This is a genomic window from Chromobacterium sp. LK1 (assembly GCF_001043555.1).
Classification (GTDB): Bacteria; Pseudomonadota; Gammaproteobacteria; order Burkholderiales; family Chromobacteriaceae; genus Chromobacterium; species Chromobacterium aquaticum.
The window spans coordinates 17,168-34,629 of record NZ_LDUI01000011.1 but is presented as its reverse complement, the minus strand read 5'-3'; the positions used below and the strand labels follow the sequence as shown (position 1 = coordinate 34,629).

General features: G+C 62.5%; 17 protein-coding genes. 15 read left to right on the top strand and 2 right to left on the bottom strand.

The features are described from left to right. Positions 1-5 precede the first annotated feature (5 nt). The 14 genes from VI26_RS05810 (at position 6) to VI26_RS05745 (ending at position 14,340) form a co-directional block, all read left to right on the top strand. Positions 6-602, top strand: a complete 597-nt coding sequence (locus VI26_RS05810; RefSeq protein WP_048408811.1) for an NADH-quinone oxidoreductase subunit C — start codon at positions 6-8, stop codon at positions 600-602. Beyond that, on the top strand, positions 595-1,848 hold the full coding sequence (locus VI26_RS05805) for an NADH-quinone oxidoreductase subunit D (RefSeq protein WP_048408810.1): 1,254 nt from the start codon (positions 595-597) through the stop codon (positions 1,846-1,848). Before VI26_RS05810 ends, VI26_RS05805 begins: the two co-directional genes overlap by 8 nt. After that, positions 1,848-2,348 (top strand): NADH-quinone oxidoreductase subunit NuoE, encoded by a 501-nt coding sequence (nuoE, locus tag VI26_RS05800; RefSeq protein ID WP_048408809.1) that lies wholly within the window; start codon positions 1,848-1,850, stop codon positions 2,346-2,348. Before VI26_RS05805 ends, nuoE begins: the two co-directional genes overlap by 1 nt. Continuing rightward, positions 2,348-3,643 carry an NADH-quinone oxidoreductase subunit NuoF gene (nuoF, locus tag VI26_RS05795; protein ID WP_048408808.1) on the top strand — a complete coding sequence of 432 codons (1,296 nt, stop codon included), beginning with the start codon at positions 2,348-2,350 and terminating at the stop codon, positions 3,641-3,643. The genes nuoE and nuoF overlap by 1 nt, the downstream gene beginning before the upstream one ends. A 3-nt stretch (positions 3,644-3,646) precedes the next feature. Next, entirely contained in the window at positions 3,647-5,977 is a 2,331-nt protein-coding gene (gene nuoG, locus VI26_RS05790) for an NADH-quinone oxidoreductase subunit NuoG (RefSeq protein ID WP_048408807.1), read from the top strand. Positions 5,978-5,980: 3 nt separating this feature from the next. Beyond that, complete coding sequence (nuoH, locus tag VI26_RS05785; protein WP_048408806.1) at positions 5,981-7,027, top strand: NADH-quinone oxidoreductase subunit NuoH; 1,047 nt, start codon at positions 5,981-5,983, stop codon at positions 7,025-7,027. 19 nt (positions 7,028-7,046) lie between these two features. Next, positions 7,047-7,535 (top strand): NADH-quinone oxidoreductase subunit NuoI, encoded by a 489-nt coding sequence (gene nuoI, locus VI26_RS05780; RefSeq protein WP_019102197.1) that lies wholly within the window; start codon positions 7,047-7,049, stop codon positions 7,533-7,535. Between the two features lie 10 nt (positions 7,536-7,545). Further along, positions 7,546-8,205, top strand: coding sequence for an NADH-quinone oxidoreductase subunit J (locus VI26_RS05775; protein ID WP_048408805.1), 660 nt, complete (start codon positions 7,546-7,548; stop codon positions 8,203-8,205). Positions 8,206-8,231: 26 nt separating this feature from the next. Beyond that, on the top strand, positions 8,232-8,537 hold the full coding sequence (gene nuoK, locus VI26_RS05770; RefSeq protein ID WP_019102195.1) for an NADH-quinone oxidoreductase subunit NuoK: 306 nt from the start codon (positions 8,232-8,234) through the stop codon (positions 8,535-8,537). Positions 8,538-8,569: 32 nt separating this feature from the next. Then, the gene (gene nuoL, locus VI26_RS05765) at positions 8,570-10,603 is read left to right on the top strand and encodes an NADH-quinone oxidoreductase subunit L (protein ID WP_048408804.1); all 2,034 of its coding nucleotides are present in this window, start codon (positions 8,570-8,572) and stop codon (positions 10,601-10,603) included. A 39-nt stretch (positions 10,604-10,642) separates the two neighbouring features. Then, complete coding sequence (locus VI26_RS05760) at positions 10,643-12,139, top strand: NADH-quinone oxidoreductase subunit M (RefSeq protein WP_048408888.1); 1,497 nt, start codon at positions 10,643-10,645, stop codon at positions 12,137-12,139. Positions 12,140-12,159: 20 nt separating this feature from the next. Continuing rightward, a complete protein-coding gene (gene nuoN / locus VI26_RS05755) occupies positions 12,160-13,614 on the top strand; it encodes an NADH-quinone oxidoreductase subunit NuoN (protein ID WP_048408803.1) in 1,455 nt (484 codons plus the stop codon). Between the two features lie 13 nt (positions 13,615-13,627). Continuing rightward, entirely contained in the window at positions 13,628-13,921 is a 294-nt protein-coding gene (locus VI26_RS05750; protein ID WP_048408802.1) for a DUF2818 family protein, read from the top strand. Positions 13,922-14,040: 119 nt separating this feature from the next. Next, a complete protein-coding gene (locus VI26_RS05745; RefSeq protein ID WP_048408801.1) occupies positions 14,041-14,340 on the top strand; it encodes a putative quinol monooxygenase in 300 nt (99 codons plus the stop codon). A 31-nt stretch (positions 14,341-14,371) separates the two neighbouring features. On the opposite strand, the gene VI26_RS05740 is transcribed toward VI26_RS05745, so the two are convergent. Together VI26_RS05740 and VI26_RS05735 are read right to left on the bottom strand one after the other, a co-directional pair. After that, on the bottom strand, positions 14,372-15,238 hold the full coding sequence (locus VI26_RS05740) for a lipid A biosynthesis lauroyl acyltransferase (RefSeq protein ID WP_048408800.1): 867 nt from the start codon (positions 15,236-15,238) through the stop codon (positions 14,372-14,374). Between the two features lie 64 nt (positions 15,239-15,302). Continuing rightward, positions 15,303-16,184 carry a lysophospholipid acyltransferase family protein gene (locus tag VI26_RS05735; RefSeq protein WP_048408799.1) on the bottom strand — a complete coding sequence of 294 codons (882 nt, stop codon included), beginning with the start codon at positions 16,182-16,184 and terminating at the stop codon, positions 15,303-15,305. Between the two features lie 76 nt (positions 16,185-16,260). On the opposite strand from VI26_RS05735, the gene metK reads away from it, so the two are divergent. After that, positions 16,261-17,430 carry a methionine adenosyltransferase gene (metK, locus tag VI26_RS05730; RefSeq protein WP_048408798.1) on the top strand — a complete coding sequence of 390 codons (1,170 nt, stop codon included), beginning with the start codon at positions 16,261-16,263 and terminating at the stop codon, positions 17,428-17,430. The last annotated feature ends 32 nt before the right edge of the window (positions 17,431-17,462 follow it).

The window sequence follows — 17,462 nt, the reverse complement described above, 5'->3', positions numbered from 1 at the left end:
AACTTATGGCCTCCAAGAAAATGGAAGCGTTAGGGTCGGTAGTGCAGCAGGCGCTGGGCGACAAGCTCGTGCAAAGCACGCTGGCTCTGGAAGAGCTGACCATTGTATGCAAGGCGGCGGACCTGATCGCCGTGGCGACCACGCTGCGCGATCACGCCGACCTGTCTTTTGAGCAATGCATCGATTTGTGCGGCGTGGACTACAGCGCATACCGCGATGAGGTATGGGACGGTCCGCGCTTCGCCGTTGTCTACCACCTGTTGTCGGTCAAGCACAATCAGCGCGTCCGCCTGCGCGTGTTCGCCGAGGACGACGGTTTCCCCGTGGTCGCGTCGGTCGTCGGCGTCTGGAGCGGCGCCAACTGGTTCGAGCGCGAGGCGTTCGACCTGTTCGGCATCGTCTTCGACGGCCACCCCGACCTGCGTCGCATCCTGACCGATTATGGCTTCGTCGGCCATCCGTTCCGTAAGGACTTCCCGCTGTCCGGTCATGTGGAAATGCGTTATGACCCGACCCAACAGCGCGTGATCTATCAGCCGGTGACCATCGAGCCGCGCGAGATCACCCCGCGCATCATCCGCGAGGAGAACTACGGTGGCTGAAATCCGTAACTACACCCTCAACTTCGGCCCGCAGCACCCGGCCGCGCACGGCGTGCTGCGCCTGGTGCTGGAACTGGACGGCGAAGTCGTCCAGCGCGCCGACCCGCACATCGGCCTGCTGCACCGCGGCACCGAGAAGCTGGCCGAGAGCAAGACCTTCATCCAGTCGCTGCCCTATATGGACCGTCTCGACTACGTGTCCATGATGTGCAACGAGCACGCTTACTGCCTGTCCATCGAGAAGCTGCTGGGCATCGAAGTGCCGGAACGCGCGCAATACATCCGCGTGATGTTCGCCGAGATCACCCGTCTGCTGAACCACTTGCTGTGGATTGGCGCGCACGGCCTTGACATCGGTGCGATGACCGTGTTCCTGTACGCCTTCCGCGAACGCGAAGACCTGATGGACTGCTATGAGGCGGTGTCCGGCGCGCGTCTGCACGCGGCTTACTTCCGTCCCGGCGGCGTGTATCGCGATCTGCCGGACAGCATGCCGCAGTACACCGTCTCCAAGATCAAGAACGCCCGCGAACTGGCCCGCCGCAACGAAGGCCGCCAGGGTTCGCTGCTGGACTTCATCGACGAGTTCACCCAGCGCTTCCCCGGCTATGTGGACGAGTACGAGACCCTGCTGACCGACAACCGCATCTGGAAACAGCGCACCGTCGGCATCGGCGTGGTGACGCCCGAGCGCGCGCTGAACCTGGGCCTGACCGGCCCGATGCTGCGCGGCTCCGGCATTGCCTGGGATTTGCGCAAGAAGCAGCCCTACGATGTGTACTCCAAGCTGGATTTCGACATCCCGGTGGGCGTCAACGGCGATTGCTACGACCGCTACCTGGTGCGCGTCGAGGAAATGCGTCAGTCCAACCGCATCATCCGCCAGTGCGTGGAATGGCTGCGCAAGAACCCGGGCCCGGTGATCACCGACAACCATAAAGTGGCGCCGCCTTCGCGCGAAGGCATGAAGGCCAATATGGAAGACTTGATCCACCACTTCAAACTGTTTACCGAAGGCATGCACGTGCCGGAGGGCGAGGCCTATGTGGGCACCGAGCACCCGAAAGGCGAGTTCGGCGTCTACCTGGTGTCCGACGGCGCCAACAAGCCGTACCGCATGAAGATTCGCGCGCCCGGCTACGCCCACCTTGCGGCGCTGGACGAGATGGCCAAGGGCCATATGATCGCCGACGTGGTGGCCATCATCGGTACGCAGGATATCGTGTTTGGGGAGATTGACCGCTGATGCTGTCCGCTGAATCGCTAGCCAAAATCGATCGCGAAGTCGCCAAATATCCCGCAGACCAGAAACGGTCCGCGGTGATGGGCGCCTTGCGCATCGCGCTGACTGAACGTCGCGAAGCGGGCTCCGCTCCGGAGGAGCGTTGCCTGAACACTGAGGTGATCGAATTCGTCGCCAACTACCTGCAGATCCCGCCGGTAGCCGCTTACGAAGTCGCCACTTTCTACAATATGTACGACATGAAGCCGGTTGGGCAGTACAAGATCACTGTCTGCACCAACCTGCCCTGTGCCTTGTCCGGCGGCGTCAACGCAGCCGAGTACATCTCCCAAAAGCTGGGCATCGCCATTGGCGAGACCAGCGCCGACGGCAAGTACACCTTGCTGGAAGGGGAGTGCATGGGTGCCTGCGGCGACGCGCCGGTCTTGCTGGTCAACAACCACAAGATGTGCAGCTTCATGACGCCCGAAGCAATCGATAAGAAACTGGCGGAGCTGAAATAATGGCAATCTTCGTCAATGGCGTGATTTTCGATGGCGTCGACACTTCCGATCCGAATTGCTGGCAACTGAGCGCCTATGAGGCGCGCGGCGGCTACCAGGCGCTGCGTCGCATTCTGGACAGCAAGATGGCCCAGGAAGACGTGATCGCCGAAGTGAAGAACTCCGGCCTGCGCGGCCGCGGCGGCGCGGGTTTCCCCACCGGCCTGAAGTGGAGCTTCATGCCGCGCTCCTTCCCGGGCGACAAATACGTGGTGTGCAACACCGACGAGGGCGAGCCGGGCACCTTCAAGGACCGCGACATCCTGCGCTTCAATCCGCATTCGCTGATCGAAGGCATGATCATCGCCGGTTACGCGATGGGCACCAAGGCCGGCTACAACTACATCCACGGTGAAATCTTCGCCGAATACGAGCGTTTCGAAGAAGCGCTGGATGAGGCGCGCAAGGCGGGTCTGCTGGGTCAGAACATCCTGGGCTCCGGCTTCAACTTCGACCTGTTCGCCCATCATGGCTACGGCGCCTACATCTGCGGCGAGGAAACCGCGCTGCTGGAATCGCTGGAAGGCAAGAAGGGCCAACCGCGCTTCAAGCCGCCGTTCCCGGCCAGCTTCGGCCTGTACGGCAAGCCGACCACCATCAACAACACCGAATCGTTCGCCTCGGTGCCCTTCATCATCCGCGACGGCGCGCAGCCGTTCCTGGAAAAGGGCAAGCCGAACAACGGCGGCACCAAGTTGTTCTCGGTCTCCGGCCATGTGAACCGTCCGGGCAACTACGAGATCCCGCTGGGCACTCCGTTCTCCGAGCTGCTGGAAATGGCCGGCGGCATGCGTGACGGCAAGAAGCTCAAGGCGGTGATTCCGGGCGGCTCGTCCGCGCCGATCCTGCCCGCCGATGTCATGATGCTGTGCACGATGGATTACGACAGCATCGCCAAGGCCGGTTCGATGCTGGGTTCCGGCGCTGTCATCGTGATGAATGAAGACGTGTGCATGATCAAGGCGCTGGAGCGTCTGGCGTATTTCTACCACGAAGAATCCTGCGGCCAGTGCACGCCGTGCCGCGAAGGCACCGGCTGGCTGTACCGCGTGATCCACCGCATCGCCAACGGCCAGGGCCGTCCGGGCGATCTGGAGCTTCTGGACTCCGTGGGCAATAACATGGCGGGCCGCACCATTTGTGCGCTGGCCGACGCCGCCGTGTTCCCGGTTCGCAGTTTCACCAAGCATTTCCGTCACGAGTTCGAGTACGCGATCGAGCACGGAAAGACCTTGGTGGACCACAAATGGTGTTGAGCGATGCTTGAAATCGAAATCGACGGAAAAAAACTGACGGTCCCGCAAGGCAGCACCGTCATGGAAGCGGCTCACTCGGTGGGCACGTACATTCCGCACTTCTGCTACCACAAGAAGCTGTCCATCGCGGCCAACTGCCGCATGTGCCTGGTGGAAGTGGAAAAAGCGCCCAAGCCGCTGCCGGCTTGTGCCACCCCGGTGACCGACGGCATGAAGGTCCACACTCACTCCGACATGGCCAAGAAGGCCCAGGCCGGCGTGATGGAATTCCTGCTGATCAACCATCCGCTGGATTGCCCGATCTGCGACCAGGGCGGCGAATGCCAGCTGCAGGATCTGGCCGTGGGTTACGGCAACTCCTCCTCGCGCTATCAGGAAGAAAAGCGCGTGGTGGTGGGCAAGGACATGGGCCCGCTGGTCTCGGCGGAAGAAATGTCGCGCTGCATTCACTGCACCCGTTGCGTGCGCTTTACCGAGGAAGTCGGCGGCTTCCAGGAAATCGGCATGGCGCATCGCGGCGAGTTCTCCGAGATTCTGCCCTTCCTCGGCAAGACCGTGGATTCGGAAATCTCCGGCAACGTCATCGATCTGTGCCCGGTGGGCGCGCTGACTTCCAAGCCGTTCCGCTACAGCACCCGCGCCTGGGAGCTGTCGCGCCGCAAATCGGTCAGCCCGCACGACGGCCTGGGCTCCAACCTGATCGTTCAGGTCAAGAGCAATGAAGTGATGCGCGTGCTGCCGCTGGAAAACGAGGCCATCAACGAGTGCTGGATCGCCGACCGCGACCGCTTCTCCTACGAGGGCTTGAACTCGGCCGAGCGTCTGAAGCAGCCGATGATCAAGTTCGACGGCCAATGGCACGAGACCGATTGGGAAACCGCGTTGAACTACGTGGTGAAGGGCTTGAACGGCGTGTCCGCCGATCACGGCAAGGACGCCATCGGCTTCCTGACCAGCCCGCATTCCACCACCGAAGAACTGCATCTGGCGCAGAAGCTGGCGCGCGCCTTCGGCGTGGAAAGCATTGATTACCGTCTGCGCCGCAGCGACTTCGCCGCCGACGCGGCCAAGCAGGGCGCCGAATGGCTGGGTTCCAGCATTTCCGATCTGGCCGCGGCCAAGTCGGTGCTGGTGGTCGGCTCCACGCTGCGCAAGGAACAGCCGCTGCTGACCTCGCGCCTGCGCTCCGCGGCCAAGAAGGGCAGCGAGCTTAACATTATCCATGTCGCCGACGACGAACTGCTGATCAAGATCAACGCCAAGCTGATCGTGTCGCCGCTGGCGCTGGTCAACGGCTTCGCCCAGGTGCTGAAGGCCGTGGTTGAGATCAAGGGCGGTGAAACCAGCGTTGATCTGTCCGCGGTGCAAGTGTCCGCCGAGGCGCGTCGCATCGCCGAGAGCCTGAGCGGCGCGGAAACCGCCGCCGTGGTGCTGGGCAATGTGGCGCAGCACCATCCGGCGTTCAGCCAGCTGTTGGCCGTGGCGCAGGAGATCGCGCGCCTGAGCGGCGCCAGCTTTGGCGTGCTGTCCGAGGCCGCCAACAGCGTGGGCGCGGAACTGGTGGGCGCGCTGCCGCAAGGCGCGGGCGCCAACGCCGCCGCGATGATCGCTGAGCCGAAGAAGGCTTATGTGCTGCTGAACACCGAAGTCGAATTCGACAGCTACAACCCGCAAGCCGCCGTCGCCGCGATGAAGCAGGCCGCCACCGTGATCGCGCTGACCGCGTTCAAGGGCCAGGGCCTGCTGGACTACGCCGATGTGCTGCTGCCGATCGCGCCGTTCTCCGAGACCGCCGGCTCCTTCGTCAATATGGAAGGCAAGCTGCAGAGCTTCAACGGCGTGGTGCGTCCGCTGGGCGAAGCCCGCCCGGCCTGGAAAGTGCTGCGCGTGCTGGGCAATATGCTGAATCTGTCCGGCTTCGACTTCAACAGCGCCGAGGAAGTGCGCGCCGAACTGCTGGCCAAGGGCGACATCGCCGCGCGTCTGAACAACGCGCTGAACCAGCTGAACGTCGCGGCCGCCGCGACCGCCGGCGTGGCGCGCATCGGCGAAGTGCCGCTGTACCAGGCCGACGCCGTCTGCCGCCGCGCCGAGTCGCTGCAACAGACCCGCGACGCGGCCGAGCCGGTGGCTTCCGCCCACAGCGGCCTGCTGCAGAAGCTGGGCATCGCCGCCGACAGCACCGCATTGCTGAGCCAGGGTTCCGGCCAGGCGCGCGTGCGCATCGTCGCCGACGACAGCCTGCCGCAGGACACGGTTCGCATCGCCACCGCTCACGCGGCCACGCTGGCGCTGGGCGGCATGTTCGACGCTATCGAGATCACCCAGGGGTAAAGCATGGAGTTCTTGCAAGGTATTCTTGGCACTGACGCGGGGCTCGTGGTTTGGACCCTGTTGAAGATCATCGCCATCGTATTGCCGATGCTGCTGTGCGTCGCCTACCTGACCTATGCCGAGCGCAAGGTCATCGGCTTCATGCAGATCCGCATCGGCCCCAACCGGGTAGGCCCGCTGGGCCTGCTGCAGCCTATCGCCGACGCGGTCAAGCTGCTGATGAAGGAAATCATCCTGCCCACCAACTCCAGCAAGGGCCTGTTCCTGCTGGCGCCGGTGTTGTCCATCGCTCCGGCGCTGGCGGCCTGGGCGGTGATTCCGTTCACCGACAAGCTGGTGCTGGCCAACGTCAACGCCTCGCTGCTCTACATCCTGGCCTTGACCTCGATGGGCGTGTACGGCGTGATCATCGCCGGCTGGGCGGGCAACTCCAAGTACTCCTTCCTCGGCGCCATGCGTTCCGCCGCCCAGATCGTGTCCTACGAACTGGCGATGGGCTTCGCGCTGATCGGTGTGCTGATGGTGTCCAGCAGCCTGAACCTGGTGGACATCGTCCAGCAGCAAGGGCAGGGCATGGCCGGTGGCTCCGTGCTGTCGTGGAACTGGCTGCCGCTGTTCCCGCTGTTCGTGGTCTACCTGATTTCCGGCGTGGCCGAAACCAACCGCGCGCCGTTCGACGTGGCCGAGGGTGAATCCGAGATCGTCGCCGGCTTCCACGTCGAGTACTCGGGCATGGCCTTCGCCATCTTCTTCCTGGCCGAATACGCCAACATGATCCTGGTCGCCGCGCTGACCTCGCTGCTGTTCCTCGGCGGCTGGCTGTCGCCGTTCCCGGCGTCCTGGGGCATTCTGGGCGCGGGCGGCTTCTTCTGGCTGGCGCTCAAGGTGGCGATGGTGCTGTTCTGCTTCCTGTGGTTCCGCGCCACCTTCCCGCGCTATCGCTACGACCAGATCATGCGTCTGGGCTGGAAGGTGTTCATCCCGGTGACCTTGGTGTGGATCCTGGTGGTGGGCGTCTGGATGATGACCCCGCTGTCCTTGTGGCACTGAGACGGGGAGAGGTGAAAAGATGAATTCGATCCGTAACTTTTTCAAGACCTTCCTGCTGGTGGAGCTGGTCAAGGGCCTGATGGTCACTGGCCGCTACTTCTTCGCCCGCAAGATCACGGTCCAGTTCCCTGAAGAGAAGACGCCGATTTCGCCGCGCTTCCGCGGCCTGCACGCGCAGCGCCGCTACGCCAACGGCGAAGAGCGCTGCATCGCTTGCAAGCTGTGCGAGGCGGTGTGCCCGGCGATGGCGATCAGCATCGAGTCCGAGCAGCGTGACGACGGCACCCGCCGCACCACGCGCTACGACATCGATCTGACCAAGTGCATCTTCTGCGGCTTCTGCGAGGAGGCCTGTCCGGTGGACGCCATCGTGGAAACCCACATCTTTGAATACCACGGCGAAAAACGTGGCGACTTGTACTACACCAAGCCGATGCTGCTGGCGATCGGGGACAAGTACGAGGCGGAAATCGCCGCTAACAAGGCGGCCGACGCCAAGTATCGCTAAGGGGGGGGTCATGAACTTCACAATGTTTGTCTTTTATGTCCTGTCCGCCATCCTGATGTTCGCGGGCATCCGCGTGGTGACGGCCAAGAACCCGATTCACGCGGCCTTGTTCCTGGTGCTGGCCTTCTTCAACAGCGCCGGCCTGTGGCTGCTGATGGAAGCCGAGTTCCTGGCCATCACCCTGGTGGTGGTATATGTGGGCGCGGTGATGGTGCTGTTCCTGTTCGTGGTGATGATGCTGGACATCAACATCGAGAAACTGCGCGAGGGCTTCTGGAAGAACCTGCCGATCGCCGCCGCCGTAGGCATCATCATGGTGTTTGAGATGGCGATGATCCTGGCCAGCCCCAGCGCCAAGTTGGACGCCTACCAGGCCGCCGCGCCGCTGGCTGCCGACTTCAGCAACGTCAAGGTGCTGGGCCGCCAGTTGTACACCACCTATCTGCTGCCTTTTGAAGTGGCGGCGGTGGTGCTGCTGCTGGCCATGGTGGCCGCCATCGGCCTGACCATGCGCAGCCGCAAGGACACCAAGGCTATCGATCCGGCGCTGCAGGTCAAGGTCAAGCGCAATGACCGCGTGCGTCTGGTCAAGATGCAGGCTGAACAGCCTGCCGAAGAATCCACGGTGGAGGAGGCCTCCGAGGCCGACTCCGGTAAGCAACAGGCCTGACGGCCAATCAACATAAGGGAGGAAATGTGCTGACACTGACTCACTTCCTGGTGCTGGCCGCAATCCTGTTTGCCATCGGCGTGCTAGGCGTTTTCCTGAACCGGAAAAATCTGATCGTGCTGCTGATGGCCATCGAGCTGATGCTGCTCGCGGTGAATTTCAACTTCATCGCGTTCTCGCATTACCTGTCGGACACGGCAGGCCAGATCTTCGTATTCTTCATCCTGACGGTGGCCGCGGCCGAAGCCGCGATTGGCCTGGCCATCTTGGTGGTGCTGTTCCGCAATCTGCGCACCATCAACGTTGAAGACTTGGGCAGCCTCAAAGGCTAAGGCAAACCGGAACCTACACAAAGCACACAAGCATGGATATGAAGAGCTTATACCTGCTGATTGCACTCGCCCCGCTGGCGGGTTCCATCATTGCAGGCCTATTTGGATGGGCCATCGGCCGGCGCGCTTCGCACGTCGTGACGATAGCCGGCGTGGCGCTGTCCGCCGCGCTTTCGCTCAAGGTGCTTCACGCCTTCCTGACCGGGCAGGCTGAAGTGTTCAACGGTCCGGTTTACACCTGGCTGACGGTGGGTGGCTACGAGTTCTCGGTGGGCTTCCTGGTGGATTCGCTGACCGCGATGATGCTGGTGGTGGTCACCAGCGTGTCGCTGATGGTGCACATTTACACCATAGGCTATATGCAGGAAGACCCGGGCTATCAGCGCTTCTTCAGCTATATCTCGCTGTTTACCTTCTCGATGCTGATGCTGGTGATGAGCAACAACTTCATCCAGCTGTTCTTCGGTTGGGAAGCGGTGGGCCTGGTGTCCTACCTGCTGATCGGCTTCTGGTTCAAGCGTCCGACCGCGATCTTCGCCAACCTGAAGGCCTTCTTGGTCAACCGCGTCGGCGACTTCGGCTTCCTGCTGGGCATCGGCCTGGTGCTGGCCTACTTCGGCGGTTCGCTGAACTACAGCGACGTGTTCGCCGCCGCTCCGGCGCTGGCCAGCAAGACCATCAGCCTGATTCCGGGCACCGAGTGGTCGTTGCTGAGCGTGACCTGCATCCTGCTGTTCATCGGCGCGATGGGCAAATCGGCGCAGTTCCCGCTGCACGTGTGGCTGCCGGACTCGATGGAAGGCCCGACTCCGATCTCGGCGCTGATTCACGCGGCAACGATGGTGACCGCCGGCATCTTCATGGTGTCGCGCATGAGCCCGCTGTTCGAACTGTCCGACACCGCGCTGAACGTGATCATGGTCGCCGGTTCCATCACCGCGCTGTTCATGGGCTTCCTCGGCATCGTCCAGAACGACATCAAGCGCGTGGTGGCTTACTCCACGCTGTCGCAGCTGGGCTATATGACCGTGGCGCTGGGCGCCTCGGCCTACTCGGTGGCGATGTTCCACGTGATGACCCACGCCTTCTTCAAGGCGCTGCTGTTCCTGGCGGCGGGCTCGGTGATCATCGGCATGCACCATGATCAGGACATGCGCAATATGGGCGGCCTGCGCAAGTACATGCCCATCACCTGGCTGACTTCGCTGTTGGGTTCGCTGGCCTTGATCGGCACGCCGTTCTTCTCCGGCTTCTACTCCAAGGACTCCATCATCGAGGCGGTGCACGCGTCCAATCTGTCCGCGGCCGGTTTCGCTTATTTCGCGGTGATCGCCGGCGTGTTCATCACCGCCTTCTATTCCTTCCGCATGTACTTCCTGGTCTTCCACGGCAAGGAACGCTGGATGGAGAAGAAGGACGATCATCACGACCACGGCCATGACGATCACGACCATCACCATGGCCTGGGTCCGAACGACAAGCCGCACGAGTCGCCGTGGGTGGTGACCCTGCCGCTGGTGCTGCTGGCGATTCCGTCGGTGCTGGTGGGTTACTTCGCGATCGAGCCGCTGCTGTACGGCGACTTCTTCAAGGGCGTGATCACCGTCAACCATGAGCTGCATCCGGCGATGGAAGAGATCGCCCGCGAGTTCCACGGCGCCGCCGCCATGGGCGTGCATTCGCTGAGCACGCTGCCGCTGTGGCTGGCGCTGGCCGGCGTGGCCACCGCCTGGTTCTTCTACATGAAGGCGCCGCAGATCCCGGCCGCCATCAAGCAGAAGTTCAGCCTGGTGAACAAGATCCTGGAAAACAAGTACTACCTGGACGAGATCTATTTCGCCGTGTTCGCCAAGGGCTCGCGAGCCCTGGGCACCTTCTTCTGGAAGGTGGGCGACATGTTGCTGATCGACGGCCTGTTGGTGAACGGCACCGCCAAGCTGGTGGCGACTTTCTCCGGCTTCATCCGCCGCGCGCAAACCGGCTTCATCTACAGCTACGCCACCGCGATGATCATCGGGGTGCTGGCGCTGATGACGATGTGGTTCTGGCCGCTGATCTGGCGTTGAGCCCGGGCTCCGGGATTGGAATAACAAATGGGTTTGACTATGTTCACACATCTATTGACTCTGGTGATCTGGGCCCCGATAGCGGCCGGGTTGCTGGTGCTGGCGACAGGGGGCGATCAGCGGGCCGCGCTGGCGCGCTGGCTGGCCGCGGCGGGGGCCCTGGCGGGCTTCCTGCTGTCGCTGCCGCTGTTCACTGAATTCAACAATCTCAGCGGCGGCATGCAGTTCGTCGAGATGAAGCCGTGGATCGAGTCCCTCGGCATCAACTACCACCTGGGCGTGGACGGCATCTCGATGCTGTTCATCGTGCTCAACAGCTTCACCACCTTGCTGGTGGTGGTGGCCGGCTGGCAGGTGATCCAGAAGCGCGTGGCGCAGTACATGGCCGCCTTCCTGATCATGTCCGGTCTGATCAACGGCGCTTTCGCTGCGCTGGACGCCATTCTGTTCTATGTCTTCTTCGAAGGCATGCTGATCCCGATGTATCTGATCATCGGCGTCTGGGGCGGCCCGCGTCGCGTGTACGCGTCGATCAAGTTCTTCCTCTACACCCTGCTCGGCTCGCTGCTGATGCTGGTGGCCTTGATCTACCTGTACTTCCAGGCTGGCAAGTCCTTCGACATCCAGGCTTTCCACGACATCGCCAAGATCCCGCTGACGGTGCAGATCCTGCTATTCGTCGCCTTCTTCCTGTCCTTCGCGGTGAAGGTGCCGATGTGGCCGGTGCACACCTGGCTGCCGGACGCCCACGTGGAAGCGCCTACCGGCGGCTCCATGGTGCTGGCCGCGATCACGCTGAAGATCGGCGCTTACGGCTTCCTGCGGTTCGTGCTGCCCATCCTGCCGGACGCCGCGCGCGAGCTGTCCGGCGTGATGGTGGCGCTGTCGCTGGTGGCGGTGGTCTACATCGGCCTGGTGGCGCTGGTGCAGTCCGACATGAAAAAGCTGGTGGCTTACTCGTCGATTTCGCACATGGGCTTCGTCACCCTGGGCCTGTTCCTGTTCACCGGTTCCGAGCTGAACCAGTGGGCGGTTGAAGGCGCGCTGGTGCAGATGGTGTCCCACGGCTTCGTCTCCGCCGCGATGTTCTTCTGCATCGGCGTGATGTATGACCGCGTGCACAGCCGCAACATCGCCGACTACGGCGGCGTGGCCAACAAGATGCCTATCTTCGCGGCCTTCATGATGCTGTTCGCGATGGCCAACTCCGGCCTGCCGGCCACTTCCGGCTTCGTCGGCGAGTTCATGGTGATCATGGGCGCGGTGCAGGTGAACTTCTGGTACGCGGCGCTGGCCGCCACCACGCTGATCTTCGGCGCCGCCTATACCTTGTGGATGTACAAGCGCGTGATCTTCGGCGAAGTGGGCAACAGCCATGTGGCGGAGCTGTCCGACGTCAACAAGCGCGAGTTCCTGGTACTGGCCATCCTGGCCATCGCGGTGCTGGGCATGGGTCTGTACCCGCAAGCCTTCGTCGAGAAAATGCACCTGTCGGTCAATGACCTGATTCTGCATGTCTCGCAGAGCAAGCTGTAAGCGCGGAAGGAATGGAAACAATGAATTGGGCTGATCTCAACCTGATACCCGCGATTCCCGAGATGTTCCTCGCCGGCGCGATCCTGTTCGTGCTGATGGCGGACCTGTTTGTCTCGGACGAGAAGCGCGGCATCACCCTGGGCCTGACGCTGCTGACCCTGCTGGGCACGGCGGTGGCGCAGGTGATGACTTTCACCGCTCAGCCGGTGCTCACTTTCTCCGGCATGTTCGTCGCCGACCCCATGGGCGGCGTGGTCAAGCTGGCCATGTACGCGGTCACCGCCATCGTGCTGATCTACAGCCGGCAGTACACCGCCGATCGCCAGCTGTTCAAGGGCGAGTATTTCTCGTTGGCGCTGTTCGCCTTGCTGGGCATGAACCTGATGGTGTCGGCCTCGCACTTCCTGACCCTGTACATGGGCCTGGAATTGCTGTCGCTGGCCTTGTACTCCATCATCGCGCTGCAGCGCGAGTCGGTGAAGGCCACCGAGGCGGCAATGAAGTACTTCGTGCTGGGCGCGCTGGCCTCCGGCCTGCTGCTGTACGGCATCTCGATGATCTACGGCGCCACCGGCTCGCTGGAACTGGCCGCGATCGCCAAGTCCATCGCCGCGCACAAGGCCAATGACGTGCTGCTGATCTTCGGCCTGGTGTTCATCGTGGCCGGCCTGTCCTTCAAGCTGGGCGCGGTGCCGTTCCATATGTGGGTGCCGGACGTGTACCACGGCGCGCCGACCTCGGTGACACTGATGGTGGGCGCCGCTCCCAAGCTGGCCGCCTTCGTGTTCACGCTGCGCATCCTGGCCCAGGGCCTGGACGCGCTGGTGGCTGACTGGCAGATGATGTTGGTGATCGTGGCCGCGCTGTCCATGGCCATCGGCAACATCACCGCCATCGTGCAGACCAATATCAAGCGCATGCTGGCCTATTCGACGATCTCGCACATGGGCTTCCTGCTCCTGGGCGTGCTGGCCGGCACCAAGGTCGGCTATTCGGCGGCGCTGTTCTACGCGCTGAGCTATGTGCTGATGTCGCTGGTCAGCTTCGGCATGCTGCTGGCGCTGTCGCGCGCCGGTTTCGAGTGCGAGAAGCTGGACGACCTGAAAGGCCTGAACAGCCGCAACAGCTGGTACGCGCTGCTGATGCTGCTGACCATGTTCTCCATGGCAGGCATCCCGCCGCTGGTGGGCTTCTACGCCAAGTTCGCGGTGATCAAGGCCATCGTCGACGTCGGCATGATCAAGCTGGCCATCTTCGCGGTGCTGATGTCGGTGATCGGCGCGTTCTACTACCTGCGCGTGGTGAAGGCGATGTATTTCGACGAGGCGGAAGACCGCAGCGACATCGTGGTGCGCGGCGATATGAAGCTGGTGCTGTCGCTGAACGCGTTGGCCTTGCTCTTCATCGGCCTGCTGCCGGAGCGCGCGTTGGAATTGTGCGTGCAAGTCGTGCGTCAATCGCTCACCGTGATTTAAAGGTCATTCCACCATGCAATCCAGCGTCATCGTTTTATTCCTCGTAGCCCTGGCGGCGGCCAACCTGCCGTTCCTGACCCAGAAAGTGGGCGGGGTGCTGAAGGTGGCCGACAAGCATTTTGGCTGGCGCCTGCTCGAGCTGATGGCGCTGTATCTGCTGGTGGGCGGCTTCGCCTATTTGCTGGAGAGCCGCTTGATGCCGGTGCAATCGCAGAACTGGCAGTTCTACGTGACCACGGTGTCGCTGTTCCTGGTATTCGCGTTTCCGGGCTTTGTCTATCGCTACTTCTGGCGGCGGCGAGCCTAGCGCGAGCAGGGCGGACGCAATACGCGGCGCGGACGGGATTTCCCGTCCGCGCTGTTTTTTTTTGGGCAGGCGCGCTGGCTAGTCCAAGGCCGCGCGATGAGAGAAACGGAGAGGACGGGATGTTGAAAGTGATCGCCCAGGACTTTATTCAGCCGGAGCGCGTGGCCGAGGTGATGCCGCTGTATCGCGAACTGGTGGCGAAGACGCAGCAAGAACCGGACTGCATCAGCTATGAGCTGTTCATCGATCAGAAAGACCCCGGCCATTTCGTCTTCATCGAAACCTGGCCGGACCGGGCGGCGCTGGACAGGCATTGCCAGACCGAGCATTTCCGCCGGCTGGTGCCGCAGATAGACAGCCGGCAGCGGCAGGCGGGTACTTTCTTGCTGATGGATGCGTTCGCCGACGCCGACAACTGATTGAAAAAGGCGCCGCGTTGCGGCGCCTTGCTTAGTAGAAGCGTGCTTCGCCTTGCGGCCGGCTCTTGAAGCGCTTGTGCAGCCAGAAGTACTGGTCCGGGATTTCGCGGACGCGCTGTTCCAGGAAGGCGTTCATGCGGCGGGTGTCGGCCTCGACATCTTCGCTCGGGTAGTCGTCCCATGGCGGGTAGAACTCCAGCTCGAAGCGGTCGCCGACGCGGCGGGCGATGGCCGGCACCACCTTGGCGCGCGCCAGCTTGCTGATGCGGGACAGGCCGGTGATGGTGGCGGCCTTGACGCCGAAGAAGTCGACGAAGACCGAGTCGCGCACGCCGAAGTCCTGGTCCGGCAGATAGAGGAAGGGCGCGTGGTCCTTGCGCATTGCCTTGATGATGGGACGCAAGCCCTCCTGGCGCGACACGATGTAGGCATTGTCGTAGCGCTGCCGGCCCTGGTAGATCTGGCGATCCAGCGCTTCGTTCTTCTGATGGGAGTAAACGCTGACCAGCGGAATGTATTGGTTCAGCGCATACACGCACATTTCGAAGCCGACGAAGTGCGGATAGAACAGGATCACGTCTTCGCCGCGTTCGCGCAGCTCGGTGACATAGTGCAGGTTCTTGATCTCGACCAGCTTGTCGATGCGCTGGGCCGAGCTCCACCATGCGACGCCGTATTCCAGCACCATGCGTATCATGTGCTGGAAATTGCGGCGGATCAGCCGGCGGCGTTCGGCAATGGGCATTTCCGGGAAGCACAAGCGCAGATTGATCATGCCGACGCGGCGGCGGCCGCGTGCCAGGCAGTAGGCGATATTGCCCAGGCCGCGGGCCAGCAGGCCGATCGCCCACATCGGCAGCAGGCGGATGAGCCAGAGCAGGGCAAAAGCGAATTTCATAGATTTCCTTGCTGGGACGCTCGAAAACCTCGCTGCGTTGGCGAGGGGGTTCCGAGCGTTCCTGTTATTGCGCGTCTGGCCGGCTGACGCCGGGCGGACATTTATAGCGGTTATAGCTCCACAGGTATTGGCTGGGGAAGCGGCGGATCAGCGCTTCCACCTGAGCGTTGAGCTGAGTGGCATCTTGCTCCTTATCGCCGCTGAAAGCTTGCGCCGGCGGTTCGATGTGCACGCGGAAGCCCTGGCCGCCTGGCAGGCGCTCGCCAACGAAGAACAGCGTTTCCACGCCGCTGATCTGCGCCAGCCGCGGCACCAGGGTCATGGTATAGGCCGGACGCTCGAAGAACGGCGCCCATACGCCCTCGCCGTTGCCGGGCACCTGGTCCGGCAGGATGATGGTGGCTTCGCCGGATTTCAGCGCCTTCATCAGCACGCGCACCCCGGCGCCGGTGGCCGGCGCGGTCTTGCCTTTGCCGCGAGCGCGGCCGGCCTGCATCACCGGTTCCAGCCAGGCGAGCTTGGGCGGGCGGTACATCGCGGTCAGCGGAAACGGCAGCCGCGAGCTGATGTAGCGGCCAGCGATATCGTAGCTGCCCAGGTGCGGGGTGACGAAGACGATGCCGTGGCCTTTGGCCAGCGCCGCTTCGACATGCTCCCAGCCGATGCATTCGCGCACCATGGCGGCGATGTCGTCCGGTTCGCGGCACCAGGCTATGGCCAGTTCCAGCGCGCCCTTGCCGGTTTCCGCCGCGCTTTGTTTGACTAATCGCGGTAAAAGCTGATAATTTCGACAGATTTTACTAGAACTTAGGTTCTCTCGGAGCCGTGCTCTATAGCGGGGGGACGCATGATAAGTCAGTCGTCCAAGAACGGCACCTAGGCCTTGTAGCCAGGATAAAGGCAGGTGCGCCAAGAAAGACAGCAATAAATGGACTAGCTTAGACATATGAAGCTCAGTCTTGGTCTTAAAGCGACCTATTTTATCATCACAAGGTTTTGCATTTTTCGGGAACGAATAATAAATGAGCGAATATCTGTTTACATCTGAGTCGGTGTCGGAAGGACACCCGGACAAAGTCGCCGACCAGATCTCCGATGCCATCCTCGACGCCATCCTGCGCGAGGACAAGCATGCGCGCGTCGCCGCCGAGACCCTGGTGAATACCGGTCTGGTGGTGTTGGCCGGCGAAATCACCACCAGCGCCAACATCGATTACATCAAGATCGCCCGCGAGACCATCAAGCGCATCGGCTACGACGATTCCGCCTTGGGCTTCGATTTCCGCGGTTGCGCGGTGATGGCCTGCTACGACAAGCAGTCCCCGGACATCGCCCAGGGCGTCAACGAGGGCGAAGGCCTGGATCTGACCCAGGGCGCCGGCGACCAAGGCCTGATGTTCGGCTATGCTTGCGATGAAACGCCGACGCTGATGCCGTTCCCGATCTACTACGCGCACCGCCTGGTGCAGCGTCAGGCCGAGCTGCGCAAGGACGGCCGCCTGCCGTGGCTGCGTCCGGACGCCAAGAGCCAGATCACCTGCGTCTACGATAGCGCCACCGGCCTGCCCAAGCGCATCGACACCGTGGTGCTGTCCACTCAGCACACCCCGGACATCGATCACAAGACGCTGACCGAAGCGGTGATCGAGGACATCATCAAGCCGGTGCTGCCGCCGGACATGATTACCCCGGAAACCAAGTTCCTGATCAATCCGACCGGTCGTTTCGTGATTGGCGGCCCGATGGGCGATTGCGGCCTGACCGGTCGCAAGATCATCGTCGACACCTATGGCGGCGCGGCGCCGCACGGCGGCGGCGCCTTCTCCGGCAAGGATCCGTCCAAGGTGGATCGTTCCGCCGCCTACGCCGGCCGCTATGTGGCGAAAAACATTGTCGCCGCCGGCCTGGCGCGCCAGTGCCAGATCCAGGTTTCCTACGCCATCGGCGTGGCCGAGCCGACCTCGATCGCGGTGGATACCTTTGGCACCAATTCCATCCCGAACGAGAAGATCGTCGAGCTGGTGAAAAAGCATTTCGACCTGCGTCCTAAAGGCATCATCCAGATGCTGGACCTGCTGCGTCCGATCTACAGCAAGACCGCCGCTTACGGCCACTTCGGCCGCGAAGAGCCGGAATTCAGCTGGGAGCGCACCGACAAGGTGGAAGCGCTGCGCGCCGACGCCGGCCTGTAAACCGCTCGCGGTTGCACGCCAAGAAACGCCTG

Bases quoted from the DNA above. Each gene is read 5' to 3' on its own strand.
- VI26_RS05810 (WP_048408811.1), top strand. From the start codon at position 6: ATGGCCTCCAAGAAAATGGAAGCGTTAGGGTCGGTAGTGCAGCAGGCG.
- nuoE (WP_048408809.1), top strand. From the start codon at position 1,848: ATGCTGTCCGCTGAATCGCTAGCCAAAATCGATCGCGAAGTCGCCAAA.
- nuoF (WP_048408808.1), top strand. From the start codon at position 2,348: ATGGCAATCTTCGTCAATGGCGTGATTTTCGATGGCGTCGACACTTCC.
- nuoG (WP_048408807.1), top strand. From the start codon at position 3,647: ATGCTTGAAATCGAAATCGACGGAAAAAAACTGACGGTCCCGCAAGGC.
- nuoH (WP_048408806.1), top strand. From the start codon at position 5,981: ATGGAGTTCTTGCAAGGTATTCTTGGCACTGACGCGGGGCTCGTGGTT.
- nuoI (WP_019102197.1), top strand. From the start codon at position 7,047: ATGAATTCGATCCGTAACTTTTTCAAGACCTTCCTGCTGGTGGAGCTG.
- VI26_RS05775 (WP_048408805.1), top strand. From the start codon at position 7,546: ATGAACTTCACAATGTTTGTCTTTTATGTCCTGTCCGCCATCCTGATG.
- nuoL (WP_048408804.1), top strand. From the start codon at position 8,570: ATGGATATGAAGAGCTTATACCTGCTGATTGCACTCGCCCCGCTGGCG.
- VI26_RS05760 (WP_048408888.1), top strand. From the start codon at position 10,643: ATGTTCACACATCTATTGACTCTGGTGATCTGGGCCCCGATAGCGGCC.
- nuoN (WP_048408803.1), top strand. From the start codon at position 12,160: ATGAATTGGGCTGATCTCAACCTGATACCCGCGATTCCCGAGATGTTC.
- VI26_RS05750 (WP_048408802.1), top strand. From the start codon at position 13,628: ATGCAATCCAGCGTCATCGTTTTATTCCTCGTAGCCCTGGCGGCGGCC.
- VI26_RS05745 (WP_048408801.1), top strand. From the start codon at position 14,041: ATGTTGAAAGTGATCGCCCAGGACTTTATTCAGCCGGAGCGCGTGGCC.
- VI26_RS05740 (WP_048408800.1), bottom strand. From the start codon at position 15,238: ATGAAATTCGCTTTTGCCCTGCTCTGGCTCATCCGCCTGCTGCCGATG.
- VI26_RS05735 (WP_048408799.1), bottom strand. From the start codon at position 16,184: ATGTCTAAGCTAGTCCATTTATTGCTGTCTTTCTTGGCGCACCTGCCT.
- metK (WP_048408798.1), top strand. From the start codon at position 16,261: ATGAGCGAATATCTGTTTACATCTGAGTCGGTGTCGGAAGGACACCCG.